Origin of the sequence: Caballeronia sp. GACF4 (assembly GCF_023631025.1) — a bacterium.
In the GTDB taxonomy this organism is placed as follows: Bacteria; Pseudomonadota; Gammaproteobacteria; order Burkholderiales; family Burkholderiaceae; genus Caballeronia.
In genome coordinates this window covers 263,051-285,728 of record NZ_JALQDW010000002.1, presented here as the reverse complement: position 1 = coordinate 285,728, position 22,678 = coordinate 263,051, and the positions used below count along the sequence as shown (strand labels likewise).

At 61.3% G+C, this 22,678-nt stretch carries 17 protein-coding genes; 1 reads left to right on the top strand and 16 read right to left on the bottom strand.

Features of this window, described 5'->3' with window-relative positions; translation table 11 throughout:
* Nucleotides 1-2: 2 nt before the first annotated feature.
* The 16 genes from NCR40_RS01405 to NCR40_RS01330 form a co-directional block, all read right to left on the bottom strand.
* A complete protein-coding gene (locus NCR40_RS01405; protein ID WP_250462968.1) occupies nt 3-2,432 on the bottom strand; it encodes a 3-hydroxyacyl-CoA dehydrogenase/enoyl-CoA hydratase family protein in 2,430 nt (809 codons plus the stop codon).
* Between the two features lie 372 nt (nt 2,433-2,804).
* A complete protein-coding gene (locus NCR40_RS01400) occupies nt 2,805-4,592 on the bottom strand; it encodes an acyl-CoA dehydrogenase C-terminal domain-containing protein (protein ID WP_250508550.1) in 1,788 nt (595 codons plus the stop codon).
* Between the two features lie 69 nt (nt 4,593-4,661).
* Nucleotides 4,662-5,339, bottom strand: a complete 678-nt coding sequence (locus NCR40_RS01395) for a TetR/AcrR family transcriptional regulator (protein ID WP_244826967.1) — start codon at nt 5,337-5,339, stop codon at nt 4,662-4,664.
* Nucleotides 5,340-5,632: 293 nt separating this feature from the next.
* Nucleotides 5,633-6,910 carry a phospholipase D-like domain-containing protein gene (locus NCR40_RS01390; protein ID WP_250508741.1) on the bottom strand — a complete coding sequence of 426 codons (1,278 nt, stop codon included), beginning with the start codon at nt 6,908-6,910 and terminating at the stop codon, nt 5,633-5,635.
* Entirely contained in the window at nt 6,910-7,386 is a 477-nt protein-coding gene (nudB, locus tag NCR40_RS01385; protein ID WP_250462963.1) for a dihydroneopterin triphosphate diphosphatase, read from the bottom strand. Before nudB ends, NCR40_RS01390 begins: the two co-directional genes overlap by 1 nt.
* A 110-nt stretch (nt 7,387-7,496) precedes the next feature.
* A complete protein-coding gene (aspS, locus tag NCR40_RS01380) occupies nt 7,497-9,299 on the bottom strand; it encodes an aspartate--tRNA ligase (RefSeq protein WP_250491765.1) in 1,803 nt (600 codons plus the stop codon).
* 98 nt (nt 9,300-9,397) lie between these two features.
* The gene (locus tag NCR40_RS01375; RefSeq protein ID WP_244826964.1) at nt 9,398-10,060 is read right to left on the bottom strand and encodes a DUF502 domain-containing protein; all 663 of its coding nucleotides are present in this window, start codon (nt 10,058-10,060) and stop codon (nt 9,398-9,400) included.
* 153 nt (nt 10,061-10,213) lie between these two features.
* Nucleotides 10,214-10,603 carry an FmdB family zinc ribbon protein gene (locus NCR40_RS01370; RefSeq protein ID WP_250462957.1) on the bottom strand — a complete coding sequence of 130 codons (390 nt, stop codon included), beginning with the start codon at nt 10,601-10,603 and terminating at the stop codon, nt 10,214-10,216.
* 134 nt (nt 10,604-10,737) lie between these two features.
* Nucleotides 10,738-11,346 (bottom strand): class I SAM-dependent methyltransferase, encoded by a 609-nt coding sequence (locus tag NCR40_RS01365; protein ID WP_250508549.1) that lies wholly within the window; start codon nt 11,344-11,346, stop codon nt 10,738-10,740.
* Nucleotides 11,343-12,920, bottom strand: a complete 1,578-nt coding sequence (ubiB, locus tag NCR40_RS01360; RefSeq protein ID WP_250462951.1) for a ubiquinone biosynthesis regulatory protein kinase UbiB — start codon at nt 12,918-12,920, stop codon at nt 11,343-11,345. The genes NCR40_RS01365 and ubiB overlap by 4 nt, the downstream gene beginning before the upstream one ends.
* A gap of 21 nt (nt 12,921-12,941) precedes the next feature.
* A complete protein-coding gene (locus NCR40_RS01355) occupies nt 12,942-13,634 on the bottom strand; it encodes a ubiquinone biosynthesis accessory factor UbiJ (protein ID WP_244826960.1) in 693 nt (230 codons plus the stop codon).
* 124 nt (nt 13,635-13,758) lie between these two features.
* Entirely contained in the window at nt 13,759-14,763 is a 1,005-nt protein-coding gene (locus NCR40_RS01350) for a Tim44 domain-containing protein (protein WP_250462948.1), read from the bottom strand.
* A gap of 25 nt (nt 14,764-14,788) precedes the next feature.
* Nucleotides 14,789-15,520, bottom strand: a complete 732-nt coding sequence (ubiE, locus tag NCR40_RS01345; RefSeq protein WP_244826958.1) for a bifunctional demethylmenaquinone methyltransferase/2-methoxy-6-polyprenyl-1,4-benzoquinol methylase UbiE — start codon at nt 15,518-15,520, stop codon at nt 14,789-14,791.
* A 94-nt stretch (nt 15,521-15,614) separates the two neighbouring features.
* On the bottom strand, nt 15,615-16,025 hold the full coding sequence (locus NCR40_RS01340; RefSeq protein WP_250508548.1) for a gamma-butyrobetaine hydroxylase family protein: 411 nt from the start codon (nt 16,023-16,025) through the stop codon (nt 15,615-15,617).
* Nucleotides 16,026-16,054: 29 nt separating this feature from the next.
* Nucleotides 16,055-16,489, bottom strand: a complete 435-nt coding sequence (locus NCR40_RS01335) for an HIT family protein (RefSeq protein WP_250508547.1) — start codon at nt 16,487-16,489, stop codon at nt 16,055-16,057.
* A gap of 36 nt (nt 16,490-16,525) precedes the next feature.
* Complete coding sequence (locus NCR40_RS01330) at nt 16,526-20,623, bottom strand: DUF3683 domain-containing protein (protein WP_250508546.1); 4,098 nt, start codon at nt 20,621-20,623, stop codon at nt 16,526-16,528.
* A gap of 449 nt (nt 20,624-21,072) precedes the next feature.
* Between NCR40_RS01330 and ilvA the strand changes: the two genes are divergently transcribed.
* Nucleotides 21,073-22,677, top strand: a complete 1,605-nt coding sequence (gene ilvA / locus NCR40_RS01325; RefSeq protein ID WP_284507680.1) for a threonine ammonia-lyase, biosynthetic — start codon at nt 21,073-21,075, stop codon at nt 22,675-22,677.
* Nucleotide 22,678: the final 1 nt, after the last annotated feature.

Sequence of the window (22,678 nt, the reverse complement as noted above, 5' to 3'; positions counted from 1 at the left end):
GTTCAGTTACGAACCGGCTTGCCGGTCTGCAGCATGCCCATGATCCGTTCCTGCGTTTTCTGCGTGCCGAGCAACTCGACGAACGCGCGGCGTTCGAGCGCAAGCAGCCATTCTTCATCGACGAGACTGCCGGCTTCGACATCGCCGCCGCACATGGCTTCCGCTATGCGGCTCGCGATCAGATAGTCGTGCTCGCTGATGAAGCGGCCATCGCGCATGTTGACGAGCGACGCCTTGATGGTCGAAATCGCCGAGCGGCCCGCCACCGGCACCTGTCTCACGCGCAAGGGCGGACGGTAGCCGGTATCGGCGAGCGCGCGCGCTTCCTTCTTCGCGATGTCGAGCAACTCGTGCACGTTGAAGACGATGGTGTCCGTGGGCTTGAGATAACCCATCGCGCGGGCGTCGAAAGCGGAGGTGGAAACCTTCGCCATCGCGGCGTTCTCGAACGACTTCTGCAGGAACTTGAGCAGATCGGTCGTTGCGTTGACGGCGTTCGCGGCATCGGCGGCGCGCAACGCGGCTTCCTTCAGGCCACCGCCCGCAGGCACGAGACCCACGCCTACTTCGACGAGACCGATATAGCTTTCGACGTGCGCCACGCGCTTGGCCGAATGCAGCAGCAACTCGCAACCGCCGCCAAGCGCGATGCCCGACACGGCCGCGATGACCGGCACATTCGCGTACTTCACGCGCAACATGCCTTGCTGGAACTTCTTCACGAACGGGTCGATGCCCTTCGCGCCGCCCATCATGAACGCGGGCATGGCTTCCTCGAGATTCGCCCCCGCCGAGAACGGACCGCCCGGCGCGCCGAGCGCAAGCGAAGTCGGCTGCCAGATCACCACGCCGCGATACGCTTTCTCGGCGAGTTCGATGGCTTGCGTGAGACCGTCGATCACGCCCGGGCCAATGGTGTTCAGCTTCGTCTTGAACGACACGATGACGACATCGCTTTGCTCGTCATCGAGCCAGGCGCGCACGCTTTCGGTTTCGAAGAGCGTCTTGCCGAAGGTCTTGGGATCGGCGCCGGTCTCGCCGACGAGCGGCGCGCGAAATACTTGCTTCTCGTACACGGACAAGCTCGAGCGCGGCACGAAGCGGCGTTCCCGCGGCGACCACGAACCTTCGCTCGTATGCACGCCGCCTTTTTCCGCGACGGGACCGTCGAGCACCCACGCGGGCAGCGGCGCTTTCGAGAGCGCCTTGCCTGCATCGATATCTTCCTGCACCCACTTCGCGATCTGCTGCCAGCCCGCGGCTTGCCAGCTTTCGAACGGCCCTTGATTCCAGCCGAAGCCCCAGCGAATGGCGAGATCGACGTCGCGCGCGTTATCCGCGATCGATTCGAGATGCACCGCGATGTAGTGGAACACGTCACGGAAAATGGCCCAGAGGAACTGTGCCTGCGGATTGTCCGTCTCGCGCAGCAGCTTGAAGCGCTCGGCGGGCGGACGCTTCAGAATGCGGCCGACGAGTTCATCGGCCTTCGCGCCGCCATCGACGTATTGCGCGGTCTTCGGATCGAGCACCTTGATCGCGCGCCCTTCCTTGCGATAGAAACCGGCGCCCGTCTTCTGGCCGAGTGCGCCGTTTTCCACCAGTTTCGCGAGCACGGGCGGCGTGGCGTAGATGGGCAGGAAGGGATCGTCCGGCAGGTTGTCCTGCATCGTCTTGATGACATGCGCCATCGTGTCGAGACCGACGACATCCGCGGTGCGGAAGGTGGCGGACTTGGCGCGACCGAGACGCGAACCCGTGAGGTCATCGACCTGATCGAAGCGCAGACCGAACTTTTCCGCTTCGGCGATCACGGCGAGAATCGAGAACACGCCGACACGATTCGCGATGAAGTTCGGCGTGTCTTTCGCGCGCACCACGCCCTTGCCGACCACGCTCGTCAGGAAAGTTTCGAGTTGATCGAGGATATGCGGTTGCGTGGTTGCGGTCGGAATAAGTTCGACCAGATGCATGTAGCGCGGCGGATTGAAGAAATGCACGCCGCAGAAGCGCGCCTTGAGTTCATCCGAAAAGCCGTTCGACAGTTCCGTGATCGAGAGGCCGGACGTATTGCTTGCGAAGATGGCGTGCGGCGCGATGTGCGGCGAGACCTTCTTGTAGAGATCGTGCTTCCAGTCCATGCGTTCGGCGATGGCTTCGATGACGAGATCGCACTCGGCGAGTTTGGCGATATCGTCTTCGTAGTTAGCCGGCTCGATGAAGTTCGCGTCGTCCTTGATACCGAGCGGCGCGGGCGAGAGCTTCTTGAGATTGTCGATGGCTTTGAGCGCGATGCCGTTCTTGGGACCTTCCTTGGCTGGCAGATCGAATAGCAGCACGGGTACGCGAGCGTTGATCAGATGCGCGGCGATTTGCGCGCCCATTACGCCGGCGCCGAGCACGGCGACTTTGCGAATGTTGAGAGTGCCCACGAATAAGCCTCCAAAAAAAGGGGTTGTGCGCGACTTGTATCGAATGGCTGCGCGCTACCCAATGAGCGCCAAAACTAATGAACAAAACACGTTAGTCATTGGAAGTGCTCAATGGGCCTGTGATAAATAGCGGGAAACCGGTTGTTCTTCAGAAGGCGGGCTCGCCCTGAGATGAACCTGAGGCGTTGGACATTGGGAGCGCTCAAAGGGTTTGTGGTGAATAGCGGGGAACCAGTTGTGCTTCAGAAGCGGGTTCAGAAGCTGCTTTCTTTGGTGACTTTCTTTGCTGCTGCAAAGAAAGTTACCCCTCCGCCGGGGAGGCGGCTACTGCATGTAACCGCACGAAAGCAGCACAGGCTCCCCTAAAACAAATCAAAACAAAGCCTCGTCGTAATCCATCATAGGCTTGGCCCCCGCGCGAGCAGCACGAATAGTAGAGGCTGTCTCGGGCAGCAGCTTGGCGAAGTAAAACCGCGCAGTAGCGAGCTTGGCCTTATAAAAAGCATCGTCAGAAGAAGCGTTATAGAGCGCCACCCGAGCCATCCGCGCCCAAAAATAAGAAAACACCAAATGCCCGACCGTACGCAGATACGGCACCGCAGCCGCGCCCACTTCATCGGGATTCTGCATGGCTTTCATGCCGATCTCCATGGTGAGCTTCTGCACCTTGTCGCCGATATCCGCGAGCGGATTGATGAACTCCTGCATCTCCGGCTTAACGCCCTCTTCCTCGACGAAATCCGCGACCAGCTTGCCGAAGCGCTTCAACTTCGCGCCCATGTCGCCGAGAATCTTGCGGCCGAGCAGATCGAGCGCCTGAATGGAATTCGTGCCTTCGTAGATCATGTTGATGCGCGCATCGCGCACGTACTGCTCCATGCCCCATTCGGAGATGAAGCCATGACCGCCGTAAATCTGCATGGCCATGTTCGTGCCTTCGAACGCGTTATCGGTGAGAAACGCCTTGATGACGGGCGTGAGCAACGCGACGAAATCCGCCGCCTCGCGACGCGCCGCTTCATCCGCGTGCGAAAGTTCCTTGTCGATATTGAGCGCCGCCCAATAAGCAAACGCGCGCCCCGCTTCGGCATAGGCTTTTTGCGTGAGCAGCATGCGCCGCACGTCCGGATGCACGATGATCGGATCGGCCGCCTTCTCCGGCGCCTTCGGACCGGTGAGCGAGCGCATCTGCAAGCGCTCTTTTGCATAGACGAGCGAGTTCTGATACGCGACTTCGGTGAGACCAAGACCCTGCATGCCGACACCCAGGCGTGCCGCGTTCATCATCACGAACATGGCGTTCAAGCCCTTGCTCTCTTCGCCGACGAGCCAGCCCTTCGCGCCATCGAGATTGATCACGCAGGTGGCGTTGCCGTGGATGCCCATCTTGTGTTCGATCGATCCACACTTGACGCCATTGCGTTCGCCCAGTGCGCCGTTCGCGTCCGGCACGAACTTCGGCACGATGAAAAGCGAAATGCCCTTGGTGCCGGCAGGTGCGCCAGGCAGACGCGCCAACACGAGATGGACGATGTTCTCCGCCATGTCGTGCTCGCCGCTTGAAATGAAGATCTTCGTGCCGGTGAGCGCAAAGGAACCGTCGCCGTTCGGCTCGGCCTTCGTGCGCAGAATGCCGAGGTCGGTGCCGCAATGCGGCTCGGTCAGACACATCGTTCCGGTCCATTCGCCCGAAACGAGCTTCGACAGATACGTGCTCTTTTGCTCCGGCGTGCCATGCGCGTGCAGACATTCATACGCGCCATGCGAGAGGCCGGGGTACATCGTCCAGGCCTGATTCGCGGAGTTGAGCATTTCGTAGAGCGCGTTGTTCACGAACGCGGGCAAGCCCTGTCCGCCAAACTCGGGATCGCAGCCGAGCGCGGGCCAGCCCGCCTCGACATACTGGCGATACGCCTCCTTGAAACCGGCGGGCGTGCGCACGACGCCATCGCCTTCATACGTGCAACCCTCGCGGTCGCCACTCTGGTTGAGCGGAAAGACGACTTCGGCGCAGAACTTGCCGGCTTCTTCGAGCACCTGATTGATGGTGTCCGCGTCGAGATCGGCGTGCTTCGGCATGTTCTTCAGTTCTGCTTCGACATCGAGCAATTCGTGCAGTACGAACTGCATGTCGCGCAACGGGGCGGCGTACTGTCCCATGAGTCTCTCCAGTTTCTTCGGGCTTCTCGTCAGGCGCCGCCAAACCGTTGTGCGATTCGTGCGGCGCCGCTAACGGCTATCGGGTTGTGGTGAAGCTAAAGTCGCCGTGGCGCCCACGCTTGCCGCGATACTGCTGTGCACGCGCGCGGTCGATTCCGGCGACTGATACGAATCGATCGTTTTTTCCAGCGCATCCCGCGTCAGTTGCACGGCTTCCGGCAAGTGAAGGAAGCGCGCGTCGTGATGCAGGCCGAGCGTGAAACTGTACAACTCGAAGAGCATCAGTTGCGGATCGGTATCCGGCTTCAAATGCCCCTCGTCCTTCGACTGGCGTATTGCGCGCAAGAGCGCCTCTCGCCAGGTCGTCACGCTGCTTACCAGTTGCTCTCGCACGGCGCTCGCCGCGCGGTCGTCGTATTCCACCGCGCCGCTGATATAGATGCAGCCCGTGGTCACCTCCTGGATGCGCTTTTCCATCCAGCGATCCATCATGGCGCGCAGCCTCGGCAATCCGCGCGGCTCTCGCAGGCTCGGGAAGAACACTTCGTCCTCGAAGCGGCGGTGATACTCGCGTACCACTTCGACCTGCAAATCTTCGCGCGATCCGAAATGCGCAAACACTCCGCTCTTGCTCATTTGCATCCGCTCGGCCAGCAACCCGATGGTTAGCCCTTCCAGCCCGTCCCGGCTCGCCAATTCAAGCGCTGCGTCGAGAATCGCGGCCCGCGTCTGTTCGCCTTTTCGCATGATGTCTCTACCGTCCTCTCGTGACCCGATTTAAAACGAACGGCCGTTCTATTATTATGGCCAGTCGCCAATGAAACAAGAAAATTATTAGAAAACCGTTTCTAACCCTCCGCCAACGTCAATAGGATAAGTCTCAACATTAGCCGCTCGATTGTCCCTTTTTAATTGATAACTGCATGCTAGTGACTGCCCGAGTTCCCATTTTCTGAACCGGGCATGTTGCGGTGCATGAAGGAACAATTTGCTGCTGATCAGCAGCAATCTACACGAATCGAGAGCCAAATTCGTAGTGATCAGTCGTATTGACCGATCGTGATGACTTTCATCATCAGACGATAAGTGTTGTAGGCGAACCAGCTCAGCATGCGCTCGGTGACGGGGCGCGCGGCGTAATGCTTCTGGTCGATAGGACGGCCTTCGTCGAAGGCGTTGAGGATGGCGTCGTGCAAACCGGCGATTTCCGGGTGATTCACGAGCACCATGTTGGCCTCGTTGTTCAAGACGAGACTGAGCGCGTCTAAATTGGAGGAGCCGATGGTTGCCCAGTCGGAATCCACGACGGCGACCTTGCCGTGAAGCATGGTTTTCTCATATTCGGCGATACGCACGCCGTGCTTGAGCAGGTTGCCATAGAGAAACGGCGTGGCGTAGTCGAGCGCCACGAATTCCTTGCGGCCAATCAGCAGTGAAACGCGCACGCCGCGCCGTGCCGCATACACGAGCGCACGCCGCAGTTTGCGTCCAGGCATGAAGTACGGATTCGCGAGCAGCACTTCGCTTTCCGCATGCGAGATGGCACGCAGATACGCCTTCTCGATAGCTCGCCGGTTCAATAAATTATCGCGCGCGACGAAAGCGACGCACGGCTGATCGACCGCGTGGATTTCGCCGAGCTGGGCGCGTTTGCGCGCGCGCATCGAACGGCGCGCGCTCCAGCGGCTTTGCTGCGGCTCGGGCTCGCATCCCGGCTGGCGCGGCTGACGCGGTTTCACGCCAAGACGAATACGTTGCCATTGCAAATCGATCGCTTCGCCTACGTCCTTCACTACCGGACCTTGCGCTTCCATCGCGAAGTCCCAGCGTGGTTGTTCGAGGCGCGTGCCGTTCTGATCGTAATCGTCGACGATATTGATGCCGCCGCAAAACGCGTAGGTCTCGTCGACGATCGCGAGCTTGCGATGCGTGCGCGACCATCCTTGCGGCCCGAACAGAAGATGCGGATTGTAAATGCGATGCTCGACGCCGCTTTCCTTCCAGAGCGTGAACATCGGCAGTTTGCTGTCGGTGCCTATGCCATCGGTGATCACGCGCACCGTCACGCCGCGTTGGGCCGCGCGCACGAGCGCATCGGAGACGGCGCGGCCGATGTCGTCGTTGGCGAAGATATACGTTTCCAGCGACACCGACGTGCGCGCATTGTCGATGCGCTCTATCAACGCCGGGAAGAACTGCACGCCGCCCTTGAAGATACGAACGTGATTGCCCGACGTGAAGCACAGACGCGACGGCCGACGGCCCGAGAAAAGCGCCTCGCGCAGCCGCTTGAATTTGCGTCGCGGGCGAATGTCCATCACCGGCTATGCGCCGCGAGGCGCTCGGGCAATTGCAAAATGGCTTCGCGGTTCGACCACGAGAAGCAGCGATCCGCGGCTTCGCGCAGCGGCAGCCACAAGTGTGAAGTGTGTTCGCGCGGCGCGAGTGTCACTTCGAGACAGTGCGGCACGAGCAGGCTGAACTGGTGTTCGGTATTGTGCGTGACGCCTTCGGCATAGCGATGCCGCCACCGCGGATAAATCTCGTACTGAATGCTGTGATTCCAGTCGAGCAACGCGTTCTCCGGCACGAGCGGACTGCCGATCACAATCCCCGTTTCCTCTTGCACTTCGCGCGCGGCGGTCTCGGCAAGCGGCTCGTCGATTCGGTCCTTCGAACCCGTCACGGACTGCCAGAAGCCCTCGTGATCCGCGCGTTCGATGATGAGCACATCGAGCGTTGGCGTGTGAATGACGACGAGTACGGATTCAGGGATTTTCGGCGGCTTGAGCATGACGATTTATGCGCGCGTTTCATTGTGTGCCTCTATGGCGAATGACTGTAACGCAAAAACGGAAAAAGGCGCACTTGGCGCCTTCTTCATCGTGCTGTAGCGAACGCGCGTTACTGCGCCTTCTGCTCCGGCTGACGCAAGCGAATATGCAACTCGCGCAACTGGCGCTCGTCCACTTCGCTCGGCGCTTGCGTGAGCAAGTCCTGCGCACGCTGCGTCTTCGGGAACGCAATCACGTCGCGGATGGAATCGGCGCCGGACATCAGCGTGACGATGCGATCCAGACCGAACGCAATGCCACCATGCGGCGGCGCGCCGTACTGCAACGCGTCGAGCAGGAAGCCGAACTTCAGGCGCGCTTCTTCAGCGCCGATCTTGAGCGCGCGGAACACCTTGCTCTGCACGTCTTCCTGGAAGATCCGCACCGAGCCGCCGCCGATTTCCCAGCCGTTTAGAACCATGTCGTACGCCTTCGCGAGACAGCGGCCCGGATCGGTTTCGAGATATTCGAGATGCTCGTCCTTCGGGCTCGTGAACGGATGATGCGCGGCCACGTAACGGTTCTCGCCTTCGTCATATTCGAACATCGGGAAGTCGATCACCCACAGCGGCTTCCAGCCCGTTTCCAGCAGACCCGTGGACTTGCCGAATTCCGAATGACCGATCTTCAGGCGCAGCGCGCCGAGGCTGTCGTTCACGACCTTCGCGCGATCCGCCGCGAAGAAAACGATGTCGCCGTCTTGCGCGCCGGTACGCTCGAGAATGGCTGCGAGCGCTGCGTCATGCAGGTTCTTGACGATCGGGCTCTGCAGGCCGTCACGACCACGCGCCTTGTCGTTGACCTTGATCCACGCAAGACCCTTCGCGCCGTAGATACGCACGAATTCCGTGTAGCCGTCGATATCGCCACGCGAAAGTTCGCTGCCCTTCGGCACGCGCAAGGCGGCCACGCGGCCGTCTTTCGAGTTGGCGGGCATGCTGAACACCTTGAAGTCGACGTCCTTCACCGCGTCGGTGAGATCCGCGAATTCCAGCTTCACGCGCAGGTCGGGCTTGTCGGAGCCGAAACGACGCATGGCTTCCGAGTACAGCATGACCGGGAATTTCTCGGGCAGCGCGACGTCCATCGTCTCCTTGAAGACGTGGCGAATCATGTTCTCGAACAGATCGCGAATTTCCTGTTCCGTCAGGAACGAGGTTTCACAGTCGATCTGCGTGAATTCCGGCTGACGGTCGGCGCGCAGGTCTTCGTCGCGGAAACACTTGGTGATCTGGTAGTAACGGTCGAAGTTCGCGACCATCAGCAATTGCTTGAACAATTGCGGCGATTGCGGCAGCGCGAAGAACTGGCCCGCGTTCACGCGCGACGGCACCAGGTAATCGCGCGCGCCTTCGGGCGTGCTCTTGGTCAACATCGGCGTTTCGATGTCGATGAAACCTTGTGCGTCGAGATACTTGCGCACTTCGATCGCCACGCGATAACGCAAACGCAGGTTCTTCTGCATCTGCGGACGACGCAGGTCGAGCACGCGATGCGTGAGGCGCGTGGTTTCGGAGAGGTTGTCGTCGTCGAGCTGGAACGGCGGCGTGACCGATGCGTTCAGCACGGTCAGCTCGTGGCACAGCACTTCGATCTTGCCGCTCGTCAGATTGGTATTGATCGTGCCTTCCGGACGGTTGCGTACCACGCCCTGAACGCGCACGCAGAACTCGTTGCGCACGCCTTCGGCCACCTTGAACATATCGGCGCGGTCCGGGTCGCAGACGACCTGAACGAGCCCTTCGCGATCGCGCAAGTCGATGAAGATAACGCCGCCGTGATCGCGGCGGCGATGCACCCAGCCACACAGCGAAACGGTTTGGCCCAGCAGGGCCTCGGTCACCAGACCGCAGTATTCAGATCGCATCGACATGATGTTTGTGTCTTTCGTTGTTCGTTGATCAACGGCTCGCGCGCTGTGGTCATGTTCTTGATTGACTGACTGACTCACGTTTGGCGCGCGTGCCGGCATTACATCGGCGGCTCGGTGGGGCGGCGGGCAGGCGCGACCGGGATCGGTGCGCTCGGCGCCGGGGCTACCACGCCCATCGAGACGATGTACTTCAGTGCGGCGTCGACGGTCATATCCAGTTCGACGACTTCGCTTTTCGGCATCATCAGAAAAAAGCCGGAGGTCGGATTCGGCGTGGTCGGCACATAGACGCTCACGTGATCGCCCTCCAGATGATTCAGGACGTCGCCACCCGGAATGCCCGTCAGGAACCCGATGGTGTAGGAGCCCTTGCGCGGATATTCGATGAGCAACGCCTTGCGAAACGCATTGCCGCTCGACGAAAGCAGCGTGTCCGACACTTGCTTCACGCTCGTGTACAGCGGGCCGACCACCGGAATGTGGCGCACGATGGCGTCCCACCACAATACGAGTTTCTGCCCGATGAAGTTCTGCGTCAGCAAGCCGACGATAAAAATGAACGCGATGGTCAGTACCGCGCCCAGTCCAGGCAAATGGAAACCGAAGATGCGCTCGGGCTGCCATGATTCGGGCAACAGGAGCAGCGTCTGATCCATGGTTCCGATGACGAGGCCGAGCACCCACAGCGTGATGGCCAAAGGCACCAGCACGAGCAGGCCAGTCAGAAACACGGATTTCAGCGTAGTCTTTTTTGTCGTCACGTTGTAGTCGCTAAGGTCTTAGCCGAAGGTTGCACCGTTTCAGTTGGAAACGGCTGGCGGATGCCCGAATCGACGAGCGCGACAGCGATATTCGCCCGGAGATGCCGGACGGCATGCATATCGCGCAATGGCCGCGCTCTTGCGTTCAGCCGCTCAGGCCGCGCCCGACGTGGATGTGCCGGAAGAAGGCGTACTGCTTGCGGGCTTCGACGCTTCCGAGGACGACGCCTTCGCGCCGGCGTCATTCGAAGCGTTTGCATTGCTTGAACTGCCAGCTTCCGACGAAGCCGCGGGCGCATCCGAAGAGCCGTTCTCCGATTTGGCGGGCGCCGCCGCGTCCTTGGCCTTGCCGCCGTTATTGCCGCCGCGAAAATCGGTGACATACCAGCCCGAACCCTTCAACTGGAATCCGGCGGCAGTGACCTGTTTCGAAAACGTGGCCTGTCCGCAAGCGGGACATTGCGTGAGCGGTGCGTCGCTCATTTTCTGAAGCACGTCTTTTTCGTGGCCGCAGGAGGCGCAGCGGTACGCGTAAATCGGCATGGTGCTATCCCTACAATGATCTGTCGACGCTTGCAAAGCCTTGAATTATAGCCGCAAACGGATTTTGACCCGCGATTTTCGGGGGTTTCCGGCTACGACTTCCTGCCGCTAAATGGAGGCGTCGATGCCGAATTTCAAGCGCGCCGCCAGGTCATCCAGCGTTCGCGTCCGGCAAATACGGGAATGGAGTCTCGAACTTCCCGCTCGTCGATGAGTTCGAAGTGCGGCGTAAGAAGCGCGTGAAGTTCATCGCGTTCGATGCCGAACGGCGGGCCTTTCGGCGTCGCGCCGAGGAAATAGAAGCCCGCGAGAAGCGCGCCGGATTCGAGCAAATCGGCCATGCGCTGCGCGTAATCGCCCCAGCAGTTTTTCGGCAGCGCGCAAAGAAACGCGCGCTCGTAGATCCACGCGGGCGAAAACGGCGGCTGATACGCGAAGAAATCCGCCTCTTCGACGTTTTTCCCATACGCGCCCAGTTGCGCGCGTGCCGTTGCGACGGCGACCGGCGAGAAGTCGATCGCGCGCACCGTCCAGCTTCGCTCGGCCAGATAAAGCGCTTCATACGCGCTGCCGCAACCGGGAATCAGCACATTGTGCAGAGCGCGCGACGCCGCAAACGCCTTGAACGCCTCCTGAACGCCCGCCTGATCCCACGGCATGAAACGCCGGTCGAAGCGTTCGTCCCAGAAATCAGGCGAATTGGGATCGCGATGATCGAAAGTTGGGACGTTGGGATCGCTCATCCGCCGTGCCCCAGCCACAACTGGGCGATAACCACGCCCGCACCCGCCATGGCAACGAGTCCGACCGCGAGCAGCGTAATCAGCAAGCGGTTCGTGCGCTTTTGCTCCGCTAGCAAGAGGCGCATGGTTTCGTCGCTGCTGCCTTTGGGCGCGTCGTGATGCTCGGCCAGAAGGTGATGAATCAGGCGCGGCAACTGCGGAATAGTCTTGCTCCATTGCGGCGCTTCTAACTGCAGACGTTCGTACCAGCCGCGCCAGCCGATCTGTTCGTTCATCCAGCGTTCGAGATACGGCTTCGCGGTCTTCCACAGATCGAGTTCAGGATCGAGCGAACGGCCCAGGCCTTCGACGTTCAGCATCGTCTTCTGCAAGAGCACGAGTTGCGGCTGAATCTCGACGTTGAAACGACGCGACGTCGAGAAAAGCCGCATCAACACCTGACCGAGGGAAATATCCTTGAGCGCGCGATCGAAGTACGGCTCGCACACGGCGCGGATCGCGCTTTCCAGTTCCTCGACGCGCGTGCTCGGTGGCACCCAGCCGGATTCCAGATGCAGCGTGGCGACGCGATGATAGTCGCGCTTGAAGAACGCCAGAAAGTTCTGCGCGAGATAGTTCTTGTCGAAGTCCGACAGCGCCCCGACGATGCCGAAGTCCAGCGCGATATAGCGCCCGAAGGTTGCCGGATCGAGGCTCACCTGGATATTGCCGGGGTGCATGTCGGCGTGAAAGAAGCCATCGCGGAACACTTGCGTGAAGAAAATCTCCACGCCTTCGCGCGCCAGCTTCGGAATATCGACGCCCGCCGCGCGCAGCGTTTCAACCTGGCTGATCGGCACGCCGACCATGCGCTCCATCACGAGCACCGTGGGCGCGGACAAATCCCAGTACATTTCCGGCACGAGCAGCAGATCGAGACCCGCGAAATTGCGCCGCAACTGACTGCCGTTGGCGGCTTCGCGCATGAGGTCGAGTTCGTCGTGCAGATACTTGTCGAATTCGGCGACGACTTCGCGCGGCTTCAGCCGCCGTCCGTCCGGCCACAGGCGTTCGGCCCACGTCGCGGCATCGCGCAGCAATCCGAGATCCGAATCGATCACCGGCAGCATGCCGGGGCGCAACACCTTCACGGCGACCGACTTGCCCGCGTGCTCGCCGTGCTTGATTTTCGCGAAATGCACTTGCGCGATGGAAGCCGACGCCACCGGCACGCGCTCGAAATCGTCGAACAACACTTCGATAGGCGCACCCAGCGATTTTTCGATGATCTCCATTGCCACCGCCGAATCGAAGGGCGGAACCTGATCCTGCAGCTTGGCGAGTTCATCCGCGATATCGACGGGCAGCAGATCGCGCCGCGTCGACAACACCTGACCGAACTTGACGAAGATCGGGCCGAGACTTTCCAGTGCGAGGCGCAGCCGGATGCCACGCGCCACTTCGAATTTGCGGCCGAACGTCGTGATGCGCATGAGATAGCGCACGCGACGATCGTTGATGCCGCTCATCACCAGCTCGTCGAGCCCGAAGCGGACAATCGTGAAGAATATTTTGAGGAAACGCAGAAAACGCATATTCGGTTTCGCTTCAGCTCGTTATTCGCGCGAGTCGCGCACGGACTCGCCACCGGGCCGCGCTGAGGCGCCGCGTTCCGGTTGTCGTCTTTCCAGTCTTTCGATGCGCTTTTCGAGGCGCGCCAGGGCGTCGCGCGTCGCGGAAAGCTCGGCGTTGAAACCGTCGAGCGCGCTTTTGCGTACGAGTTGCGGACGTTCATCGAGCAGATATTCGGCGACCGTATCCAGCAGATTGCGGCCGGTGCGTTGCGCCTGCTCCTGAACCGTCCGCGCGATTCGCCCGACGCGATGCGCGGGCGCGTCGCCGATGACGCGCGCCAAATCCTCTTCCGGGTCCCAGCGCAAGTTTTCGGCGAGTTTGGCGAGCGTCGTGGCGAATTCGGCATCGCCTTCGATTCGAACGTGCTTCATCACGGCCGCCTGGCCGCCTTGCAGGAACGCGGGCAACGCGTCGAGCGGAACCGCGATGGTGACATCGAAACGCCCGGCTTCACCTTCGCTCGTCGCGGCAAAGAGACCGCCCGGTTGCACCACGAGCGCGATGGGAACAGGTCCGCAAGTCAGCTTGACGCACTTGCCGGCGTAAGGCTTGACGCGTTCGAGCGCCCACGGCTCGCGCACGAGCAGATGGTTCACCACGGCCGAGAAGGCGCCGGATGCGGTCTTGAAGGCAGGATTTACTGCAAAACGGGCGGATTCGTCTGCGTTCGTCATCGGCTCTGAGATGAAAAAACCCGCGCCAGCGGTGACCGGCGCGGGTTTCTATTCTACCTTCGCAACCGGCGTGATACCGGCCGCCGCCCCCGGTCTTTCGACCGGGCGCAATTGGATCGACAACTTAACTGACTTGCTGAATACCTGCCAGCAGCCAGCCTTCGTTGCCCGTCTTCTGCTTCGAGAGATTCCACACTTCGACGAACGGTTCGGCCGCTGAACCCTCGGACTCGCGAATGAGGCCGTGGAAACGCACGCTTGCCAGATACTCGTTCGCGCGGTCTTCGACGCCGAGCAGATCGGCATTGAGTTGCACGACGTCTGTACGGTTCGGTGTGCTGCCGCGCGCATCGACGTCGAGTTTCACTTCGGCGAACATTTCGGGCGTCGTGAACTCGCGGATGTCGTTGACATTGCCGCGATCCCACGCGTCCTGCAGGCGCACGAAGTAGACCTTTGCGTTGCGCACGAACGCTTCCGTGTCAAAGCCGGCCGGCACGTTCGGGTTTGTCACCGGCGGCTGGTTCGGCGAATCGATATAAGTCGCGCCGAGGCTCGTGGAACGCGGCGTTTGCGGCGGCTCCTGGTTCAAGTCGGTACGCGCCATTGCGCCGTAAGGCGACGCCGCGCCCGAAGCGCCGGCGTATGCGGGCGTGTTGCCCTGATTCGCTTGACGGCGGCGCATGAAAAAGCGGAACAGCATGACGGCCGCGAGCACGATCAAGCCGATGATGATCATATTGGCCATGGCGCCGGCGAAGGCTTCGCCCAAGCCGAAGTGCGACAACAGCGCCGCGATGCCGAGACCCGCCGCCAAACCTGCGAGCGGTCCGAGCCAGCGGTTACGTGCCGGTTGCGCGGCCGCCGCCGCGGCGGGCGCGGCCGGTGCGCGCTGAGCTTGCGCGGCCTGGCCTTGCTGCATGGACTGTGACGGCGGCGTCGCCTGATGCTGCTGCGTGGCCGTTGCCGACTGACGGCCCATGCTGCGGCCGCCGCCCATGCGACGGGCATCTGCATCTTCAGTGTAGATTGCGCCAACCGTGATAACGCCAGCGAGCGCCAAGATTCCGGCCTTCCTGAAAATGCTGCTCAGGAAACCCCGGGATTGGGGTATGCGCGAATCGGACATTTCGAATCCTATTAAGAGTGGAACACTAAAATTTGGTCCCGACGTGTAACGCTACCACGCCACCTGACAAATTGTAATATTCGACTCGATCCAAGCCAGCTTGTTCCATCATTGTTTTTAAAGTTTCCTGGTCGGGATGCATGCGGATGGATTCGGCAAGGTAGCGATAGCTGTCCGCATCTTTCGCGACTTTCTCTCCAAGCCACGGCAAAATCTTGAAACTGTAGATATCGTACGGCTTCTTCAGCGGCTCCCAAACCTTCGAAAACTCCAGAACGAGCAACCGGCCACCGGGCTTCAGCACACGCTGCATTTCGGCAAGCGCGCGCTCTTTGTGGGTCATGTTGCGTAGACCGAAGGCGACTGTAACCACATTGAAATAATTGTCCGGGAAAGGAATCTTCTCGGCGTCGCACAGGAGCGCGGGCGTAATCACGCCTTTGTCGACCAAGCGGTCGCGCCCGACGCGCAACATCGATTCATTGATGTCCGTGTGCCAGACTTCGCCGCTTTCGCCCGCTTGCCTTGCGAAAGCCATCGCCAGATCGCCCGTGCCGCCTGCCAGATCCAGCACCTTGTAGCCCGGCCGCACTCGCGCCTGCCCGATCGTGAAGTGCTTCCAGATCCGATGCAGTCCGCCGGACATCAGGTCGTTCATCAAGTCGTAGTTGCCCGCGACGGAGTGGAACACGCCCGCCACTTTCTTCGCCTTGTCCTGCTCGTCGACCGTTTCGTATCCGAAGTGGGTCTTGCTCATCGCGCTGATTCCTCGCCTGTCGTTTGTCGTGTACCCGCGCAAGCATCGCGCCGGGTCCGCGGCGTTATGCCGCGTATTTGGATTGAGTTCGAGTTTAGTGGCAATGCCCGCCGGACGCCTTCGCCGTCATGGGCGCGTCGCGGTCGAGGCCGGCAGCTTCCAGTTTCGCCAGATACTCGTGCCACAAATCGTCCTGCCGCGTCGCCAGGTTGTGAAGAATGTCCCAGGAATAGATACCGGTATTGTGCCCGTCCGAAAAGTTCAGCTGCAGCGCGTAGTGACCGACCGCATCGACGCCGATCAGCGTGACATCGCGCTTGCCGGTTTGTAGCGTTTCCTGGCCGGGACCGTGGCCCTGAACCTCGGCGGAAGGCGAATAAACGCGCAGCAGTTCGAATGGCACGCGATACGACGTGTCGTCCGCATATTGCAGTTCGAGCACGCGGGATTTCGAATGCACGACGACGCCGGTGGGAATCGGCGTCGTGGAAGTGAGTCCGCTCATGGGGAGCCCTGGCTTTTGATGATGTTGTCTTATGGAGAGCCGAAGACCTGATTCAGCTCATGGCGCACGGCTTCGCGCAGCAAGGTGGCCTGCGCGCGGCGCTTCGAAAGCTGCGCTTCGGAAACGGTGCGCTGACGCGGCGCCCAAATGGGCAGAGGAAAGCGGGAATCGTTGGAAAAGCGCGGAATGACGTGCCAATGCACGTGCGGCACCTGATTGCCGAGACTCGCCAGATTGACCTTCTCCGGCACGAGAATGCGCCGCATGGCGCGCTCGACGCAGTTGACGGCGGTCATCAAGCGCGCGCGGTCGTCGTCTTGCAGATCCGACATTTCGGCGACATGCGCGCCCCAGATCACGCGGCACAAGCCGGGCCAGTCGGCCTCATCGGCGAGGACGACGCGCAATGCGTCGTCCGCCCACAGTACCTCGCCGCCGTCTTCACGGCAAAACACACAGTCCATCTCAAACCTCTAGCGAATCGAAACCCGATTTCGCTATTACACCAGTACGCGCTCGATACCGCCATTGTTCGCGCGCTCGACATACTGTTCCATCCAGTTCTCGCCGAGCACCTTGCGCGCCATTTCCACGACGATGTAATCCGCCTCGGTGTTGGCGTCCTCGTTGTAGCGCGACAAACCCTGCAGGCAGGACGGGCAGCTCGTGAGGATCTTGACGTCGGTGACGGCATTGTCCGGATGCGGACCATCGCCCGCTTTCAGCACCGAACCCGGCTGCGCGCCCGCCGCACCGGCCGAGGCGTTCGCCATGTTGATGGCGTTCGCGCCCGCCTCCGCGACGAGCGGAATGCCGCGCAACTTCGCCGCGCCCTTGCGCATTTCCTCTTCCTTGCGAAAGCGCACTTGCGTGGAGATGTCCGGCCGCGTCACCGCGAGCGTGCCCGACTCGCCGCAGCAGCGATCATTTTTTTCGATCTTGTAGCCGTCCTGCTGCGAACCCATCAGCTCGTTGACGAGTTTGACCGGGTCCATCGTCTTGATCGGCGAATGACACGGGTCGTGGTACATGTAGCGCGTGCCCTTCACGCCATCGAGCTTGATGTTCTTTTCGAGCAGGAACTCGTGGATGTCGATGATCCTGCATCCCGGGAAGATCTTCTCGAATTCATAGCCCGCGAGCTGGTCGTAACAGGTGCCGCACGACACGACCACGGTCTTGATATCCAGATAGTTCAGCGTATTGGCCACGCGATGGAACAACACGCGGTTATCCGTGACGATCTTCTCGGCCTTGTCGAACTGTCCCGCGCCGCGCTGCGGATAGCCGCAGCACAGATAGCCCGGCGGCAGCACGGTCTGCACGCCCGCTTCCCACAACATGGCTTGCGTGGCGAGCCCGACCTGCGAGAACAGACGCTCGGAACCGCAACCGGGGAAATAAAACACGGCTTCCGAATCCACCGTGGTTTTCTGCGGATTGCGGATGATCGGAACGATCTTGTTGTCCTCGATATCCAGCAGCGCGCGCGCCGTCTTTTTAGGCAGATTGCCCGGCATCTTCTTGTTCATGAAGTGGATCACTTGCGTGACCACCGGCGGCTTGCCGACCGTCGCGGGCGGTTTGGCCGTCTGCTTCTTCGCGAACTTCTTGAGGATGTCGTTGCCCAGACGCTGCGCCTTGTAGCCCACGCCCATCATCGCGGTGCGCGCGACGTTGATCGTCTGCGGATTCGTCGCGTTGAGGAAGAACATGCCCGCCGCGTTGCCCGCGTTGAACTTCTTTTTGCCCATCTTGCGCAGCAGATTGCGCATGTTCATGGTGACATCGCCGAAATCGATCTTCACCGGGCACGGCGTCACGCACTTATGGCAGACCGTGCAGTGATCGGCGACATCGTTGAATTCGTCCCAATGCTTGATCGACACGCCGCGGCGCGTCTGCTCTTCGTACAGGAACGCCTCGATGAGCAGCGAAGTCGCGAGAATCTTGTTGCGCGGGCTGTAGAGCAGGTTCGCGCGCGGCACGTGCGTCGCGCACACGGGCTTGCACTTGCCGCAGCGCAGGCAGTCCTTGATCGATTCAGAAATCGCGCCGATATCCGACTGCTGCATGATGAGCGACTCATAGCCCATCAGGCCGAAGCTCGGCGTGTACGCGTTGCGCAAGTCCGCGCCTTCGAGCAATTTGCCCGCGTTGAAGCGCCCCTGCGGATCGACGCGCTTCTTGTAATCGCGGAAATCGCGGATTTCGTCATCGGTCAGGTACTCCAGCTTCGTGATGCCGATGCCGTGCTCGCCCGAGATCACGCCGTCCAGCGAACGCGCAAGCTTCATGATGCGCGCCACCGCGTGATGCGCGTCCTGCAGCATCGCGTAGTTGTCGGAGTTGACCGGAATGTTGGTGTGCACGTTGCCGTCGCCCGCGTGCATGTGCAACGCGACGAACACGCGGCCGCGCAGCACTTGCTTGTGGATGGCCTGCGCTTCGTCGAGGATCGGCTTGAATTCGCCGCCGTTGAAGATTTGGCGCAATTCGCCGCGAATCTCCGTCTTCCATGAGATGCGCACGGTGCGGTCTTGCGCGACGTGGAACACGCTCGCATCCGGCTGGGTATCGACGCGATCCGCGAACTTCTCGGCGAGCCCTTCGTAGCCGAGATTCACGAGATAGTGCTGCGCCTCGCGCAAGGACATGTCGAGCTTGTCGCCGACGAAAGTCCAGCGCTCACGCACGCGCTTCATCAAATCGAGCGCCTGTTGCACGCGATCTTCGAGCAATTCGGCGGACGGAATCTCGTTCGCGTCGTCGCTCTTTCCGAGCGGCAGCTTGCCGGTCTTGAAGAACGCCTCGAGCGCGTCGACCAGTTGCAGCTTGTTCTTGATCGACAGCTCGATATTGATGCGCTCGATGCCGTCCGTGTACTCGCCCATGCGATTGAGCGGGATCACCACGTCTTCGTTGATCTTGAACGCGTTGGTGTGCTTCGCGATGGCGGCCGTGCGCGAACGGTCGAGCCAGAAGCGCTTGCGCGCCTCGGCGTTCACCGCGACGAAGCCTTCGCCGCTCTTGCCATTCGCCATGCGGACGACTTCGGAGGCGGCTTGCGCGACGGCATCGGCGTCGTTGCCGACGATATCGCCGATCAGCACCATCTTCGGAAACGCGTTGCGCTTGCTCTTGGTCGCATAGCCGACCGCGCGCAGATAGCGCTCGTCCAGATGTTCGAGTCCCGCGAGAATCGCGCCGCCCTCCTTCGACGTCTCGAACAGATAATCCTTGATCTCGACGATGCTCGGAATGGCGTCGCGCGCCTGGCCGAAAAATTCGAGACAGACGGTGCGCGTATGCGCGGGCATCTTGTGCAGAATCCAGCGCGCCGACGTGATGAGCCCGTCGCAACCTTCCTTCTGCACGCCCGGCAAGCCCGCGAGGAACTTGTCGGTGACGTCCTTGCCGAGCCCTTCCTTGCGGAACGTGCGGCCGGCGATATCGAGCGCCTCGGTTTTCAGGAGCTTTTCGCCGGGCGCGCGCGTGCCGTCGAACCAGTCGAGCCGGAAGCGCGCCACCGGAATGTCGTGGATCTTGCCGCAGTTATGTTCGAGGCGCGTGACTTCGAGCCAGTTGCCTTCCGGGTCCACCATGCGCCACCAGGCGAGATTGTCGAGCGCCGTGCCCCACAGCACTGCCTTCTTGCCGCCCGCGTTCATCGCGACATTGCCGCCGACGCACGATGCATCGAGCGATGTCGGATCGACGGCGAACACGAAGCCCGCCTGCTCCGCCGCTTCCGTGACGCGCCGCGTGACCACGCCCGCGCCGGAGAAAATGGTCGCGACCTTGTGATCGACGCCCGGAAGATCGGTCATCTCCACCGGCCCGAGTTGTTCGAGCTTTTCCGTGTTGATGACCGCGGAAAACGGCGTGAGCGGAATCGCGCCGCCGGTATAGCCCGTGCCGCCTCCACGCGGAATCACGGTGAGGCCGAGCTCGAAACACGCCTTGATGAGACCCGCGATCTCCGCCTCGGTGTCCGGCGTGAGCACGACGAACGGATATTCGACACGCCAGTCGGTGGCGTCGGTGACGTGTGAAACGCGCGACAGACCGTCGAACTTGATGTTGTCCTTCTGCGTCTGTTTGCCCAGCACGCGCGACGCGCGGCGGCGCAATTCGGCCATGCGGCCGAATTCGGCGGAGAAGTCGTCCACGGCGCGGCGCGCGGCCGCGACCAGCAGTTGCACGCGTGCAGCGCGTTCCTGGCCTGCGTCGTCGCCGTGTTGCGAAAGATCGGCGTTACGGCGCTTTTCGATTTCAGCCAGCCGATGGTTCAGCGCTTCGACGAGCAATACGCGACGCTTCGGGTTGTCGAGCAAATCGTCCTGCAGATACGGATTGCGGCGTACGACCCAGATGTCGCCGAGCACTTCGTACAGCATGCGCGCCGAGCGGCCGGTGCGTCTTTCGCCGCGCAGTTCGTCGAGTGCGGCCCAGGCTTCGTCGCCGAGCAGCCGCATGACGATCTCGCGATCGGAAAACGACGTGTAGTTATAGGGAATTTCGCGCAGACGGGGCTCGACGTCGAGCGGCAAGGCGGCATGGGCGCCGTTCGGATCGAAGGCTTGAGGTGCGTTCATGTTCGACGGTTCGGTGAGCCGGCGAGCGCGTCAGGAAGCGCAAAGTCACCGGCGATGCGCGTGGGGGCGCAGATTTTTGGATGAGACTGTTCTGTAGGAAGGCCGCCGCATCGCGCAAATCCGGCAATGACACGGATGTAATGACGAGCCAGATGCGACACGGCGCCTTCAATGTGCCCGGATCAACGCCACGATCGCGCATGGCGCGCATGCCGCTCCGCCGCAGCGTGAAGCTCGCGGGGGACATACGCCAGTAAATCGATCCGAAGCTGCCAGTGCATCTGCCGATCCTGATTTGTAAAACGAAATTCTAACCCATCGCGAAAAAGGCCGTTCGTGACGGCTAGCAGGCAGAAGGGGCATTTGCGTGCCCGTTCGCGACATGTTTCGGGCATTTTCCGCGCTTTTACTCCCGGCCGGTCGGTCGGCGATAAGGCGTCGTAGCCGGAATGCTGCTTCTTCCGCGCTATCATTCATGCTTTCGCCCTCAAAAAGCAGCGCGCAGCCGGCCTGCGCGACGATTTCGACGCATGACACATCCCGACTACCTGAAGAAAGTGCTGACCGCGCGAGTCTATGACGTCGCGCGCGAGAGCGAGCTCGAACCCGCGCGCAGTCTGTCCGCGCGCCTGCATAACGCCGTCTACCTCAAGCGCGAGGACAACCAGCCGGTGTTCTCCTTCAAGATTCGGGGCGCTTACAACAAGATGGCCAACCTGCCCGCCGACGTTCTGGCGCGCGGGGTCATTACGGCGTCGGCGGGCAATCATGCGCAGGGCGTGGCTTTGTCGGCGGCGCGGCTCGGCTGTCGCGCGGTGATCGCCGTGCCCACGACCACCCCGCAAGTGAAAATCGACGCGATCCGCGCGCATGGCGGCTCGACCGTCGAAGTGGTGCTGGCGGGCGAATCGTATAGCGACGCCTACGCGCGCGCCGTGCAACTACAAGAAGAGCGCGGCCTCACCTTCGTCCATCCGTTCGACGATCCCGACGTGATCGCCGGACAAGGCACCGTCGCCATGGAAATCCTGCGCCAGCATCAAGGTCCGATTCACGCGATCTTCGTGCCGATAGGCGGCGGCGGCTTGGCGGCGGGCGTGTCGGCGTACGTCAAGGCGATCAGGCCGGAGATCAAGGTCATCGGCGTGCAGACCGAGGATTCCTGCGCGATGGCGCAATCCATCGAGGCGGGCGAGCGCGTTACCTTGAGCGAAGTCGGCCTGTTTTCGGACGGCACGGCGGTGAAGCTCGTCGGCGAGGAAACCTTCCGCCTGTGCAGCGAGTTGCTCGATGAAGTCATCACCGTCGATACCGACGCGCTTTGCGCCGCCATCAAGGACGTCTTCCAGGACACGCGCAGCGTGCTCGAACCGGCGGGCTCGCTCGCGGTGGCGGGCGCGAAGGTCTATGCGGAACGCGAAGGTATCGAAGGAAAGACGTTGATCGCGGTGACTTCCGGCGCGAACATGAATTTCGACCGCATGCGCTTCGTGGCGGAACGCGCGGAAGTGGGCGAGGCGCGCGAGGCCGTGTTCGCGGTGACGATTCCCGAGGAACGCGGCAGCTTCAAACGCTTTTGCGAACTCGTCGGCGATCGCAGCGTGACCGAGTTCAACTACCGTATCGCGGATGCGGCGGCCGCGCATATCTTCGTCGGCGTGCAGATCAAGTCGCGCAACGAGACGGTGCAGATGCGCTCGGCGTTTATCGAGCACGGGTTCGCGACGGTCGATCTGTCGCACGACGAACTCTCGAAGCAGCACATTCGCTACATGGTCGGCGGCCATTCGCCGCTCGCGCATGACGAACGCCTGCTGCGTTTCGAATTTCCCGAGCGGCCGGGCGCGCTCATGCGCTTCCTTTCGTCGATGGCGCCGGACTGGAACATCAGCCTGTTCCACTATCGGAATCAAGGCGCGGACTACAGCTCGATTCTCGTTGGCATTCAGGTGCCGCGGGCGGATAACGCCGAGTTCGAGCGCTTTCTCGCGACGCTCGGTTATCCGTGGTGGGACGAGCAGCAGAACCCCGTCTACACGCTGTTCCTGGCGTAAG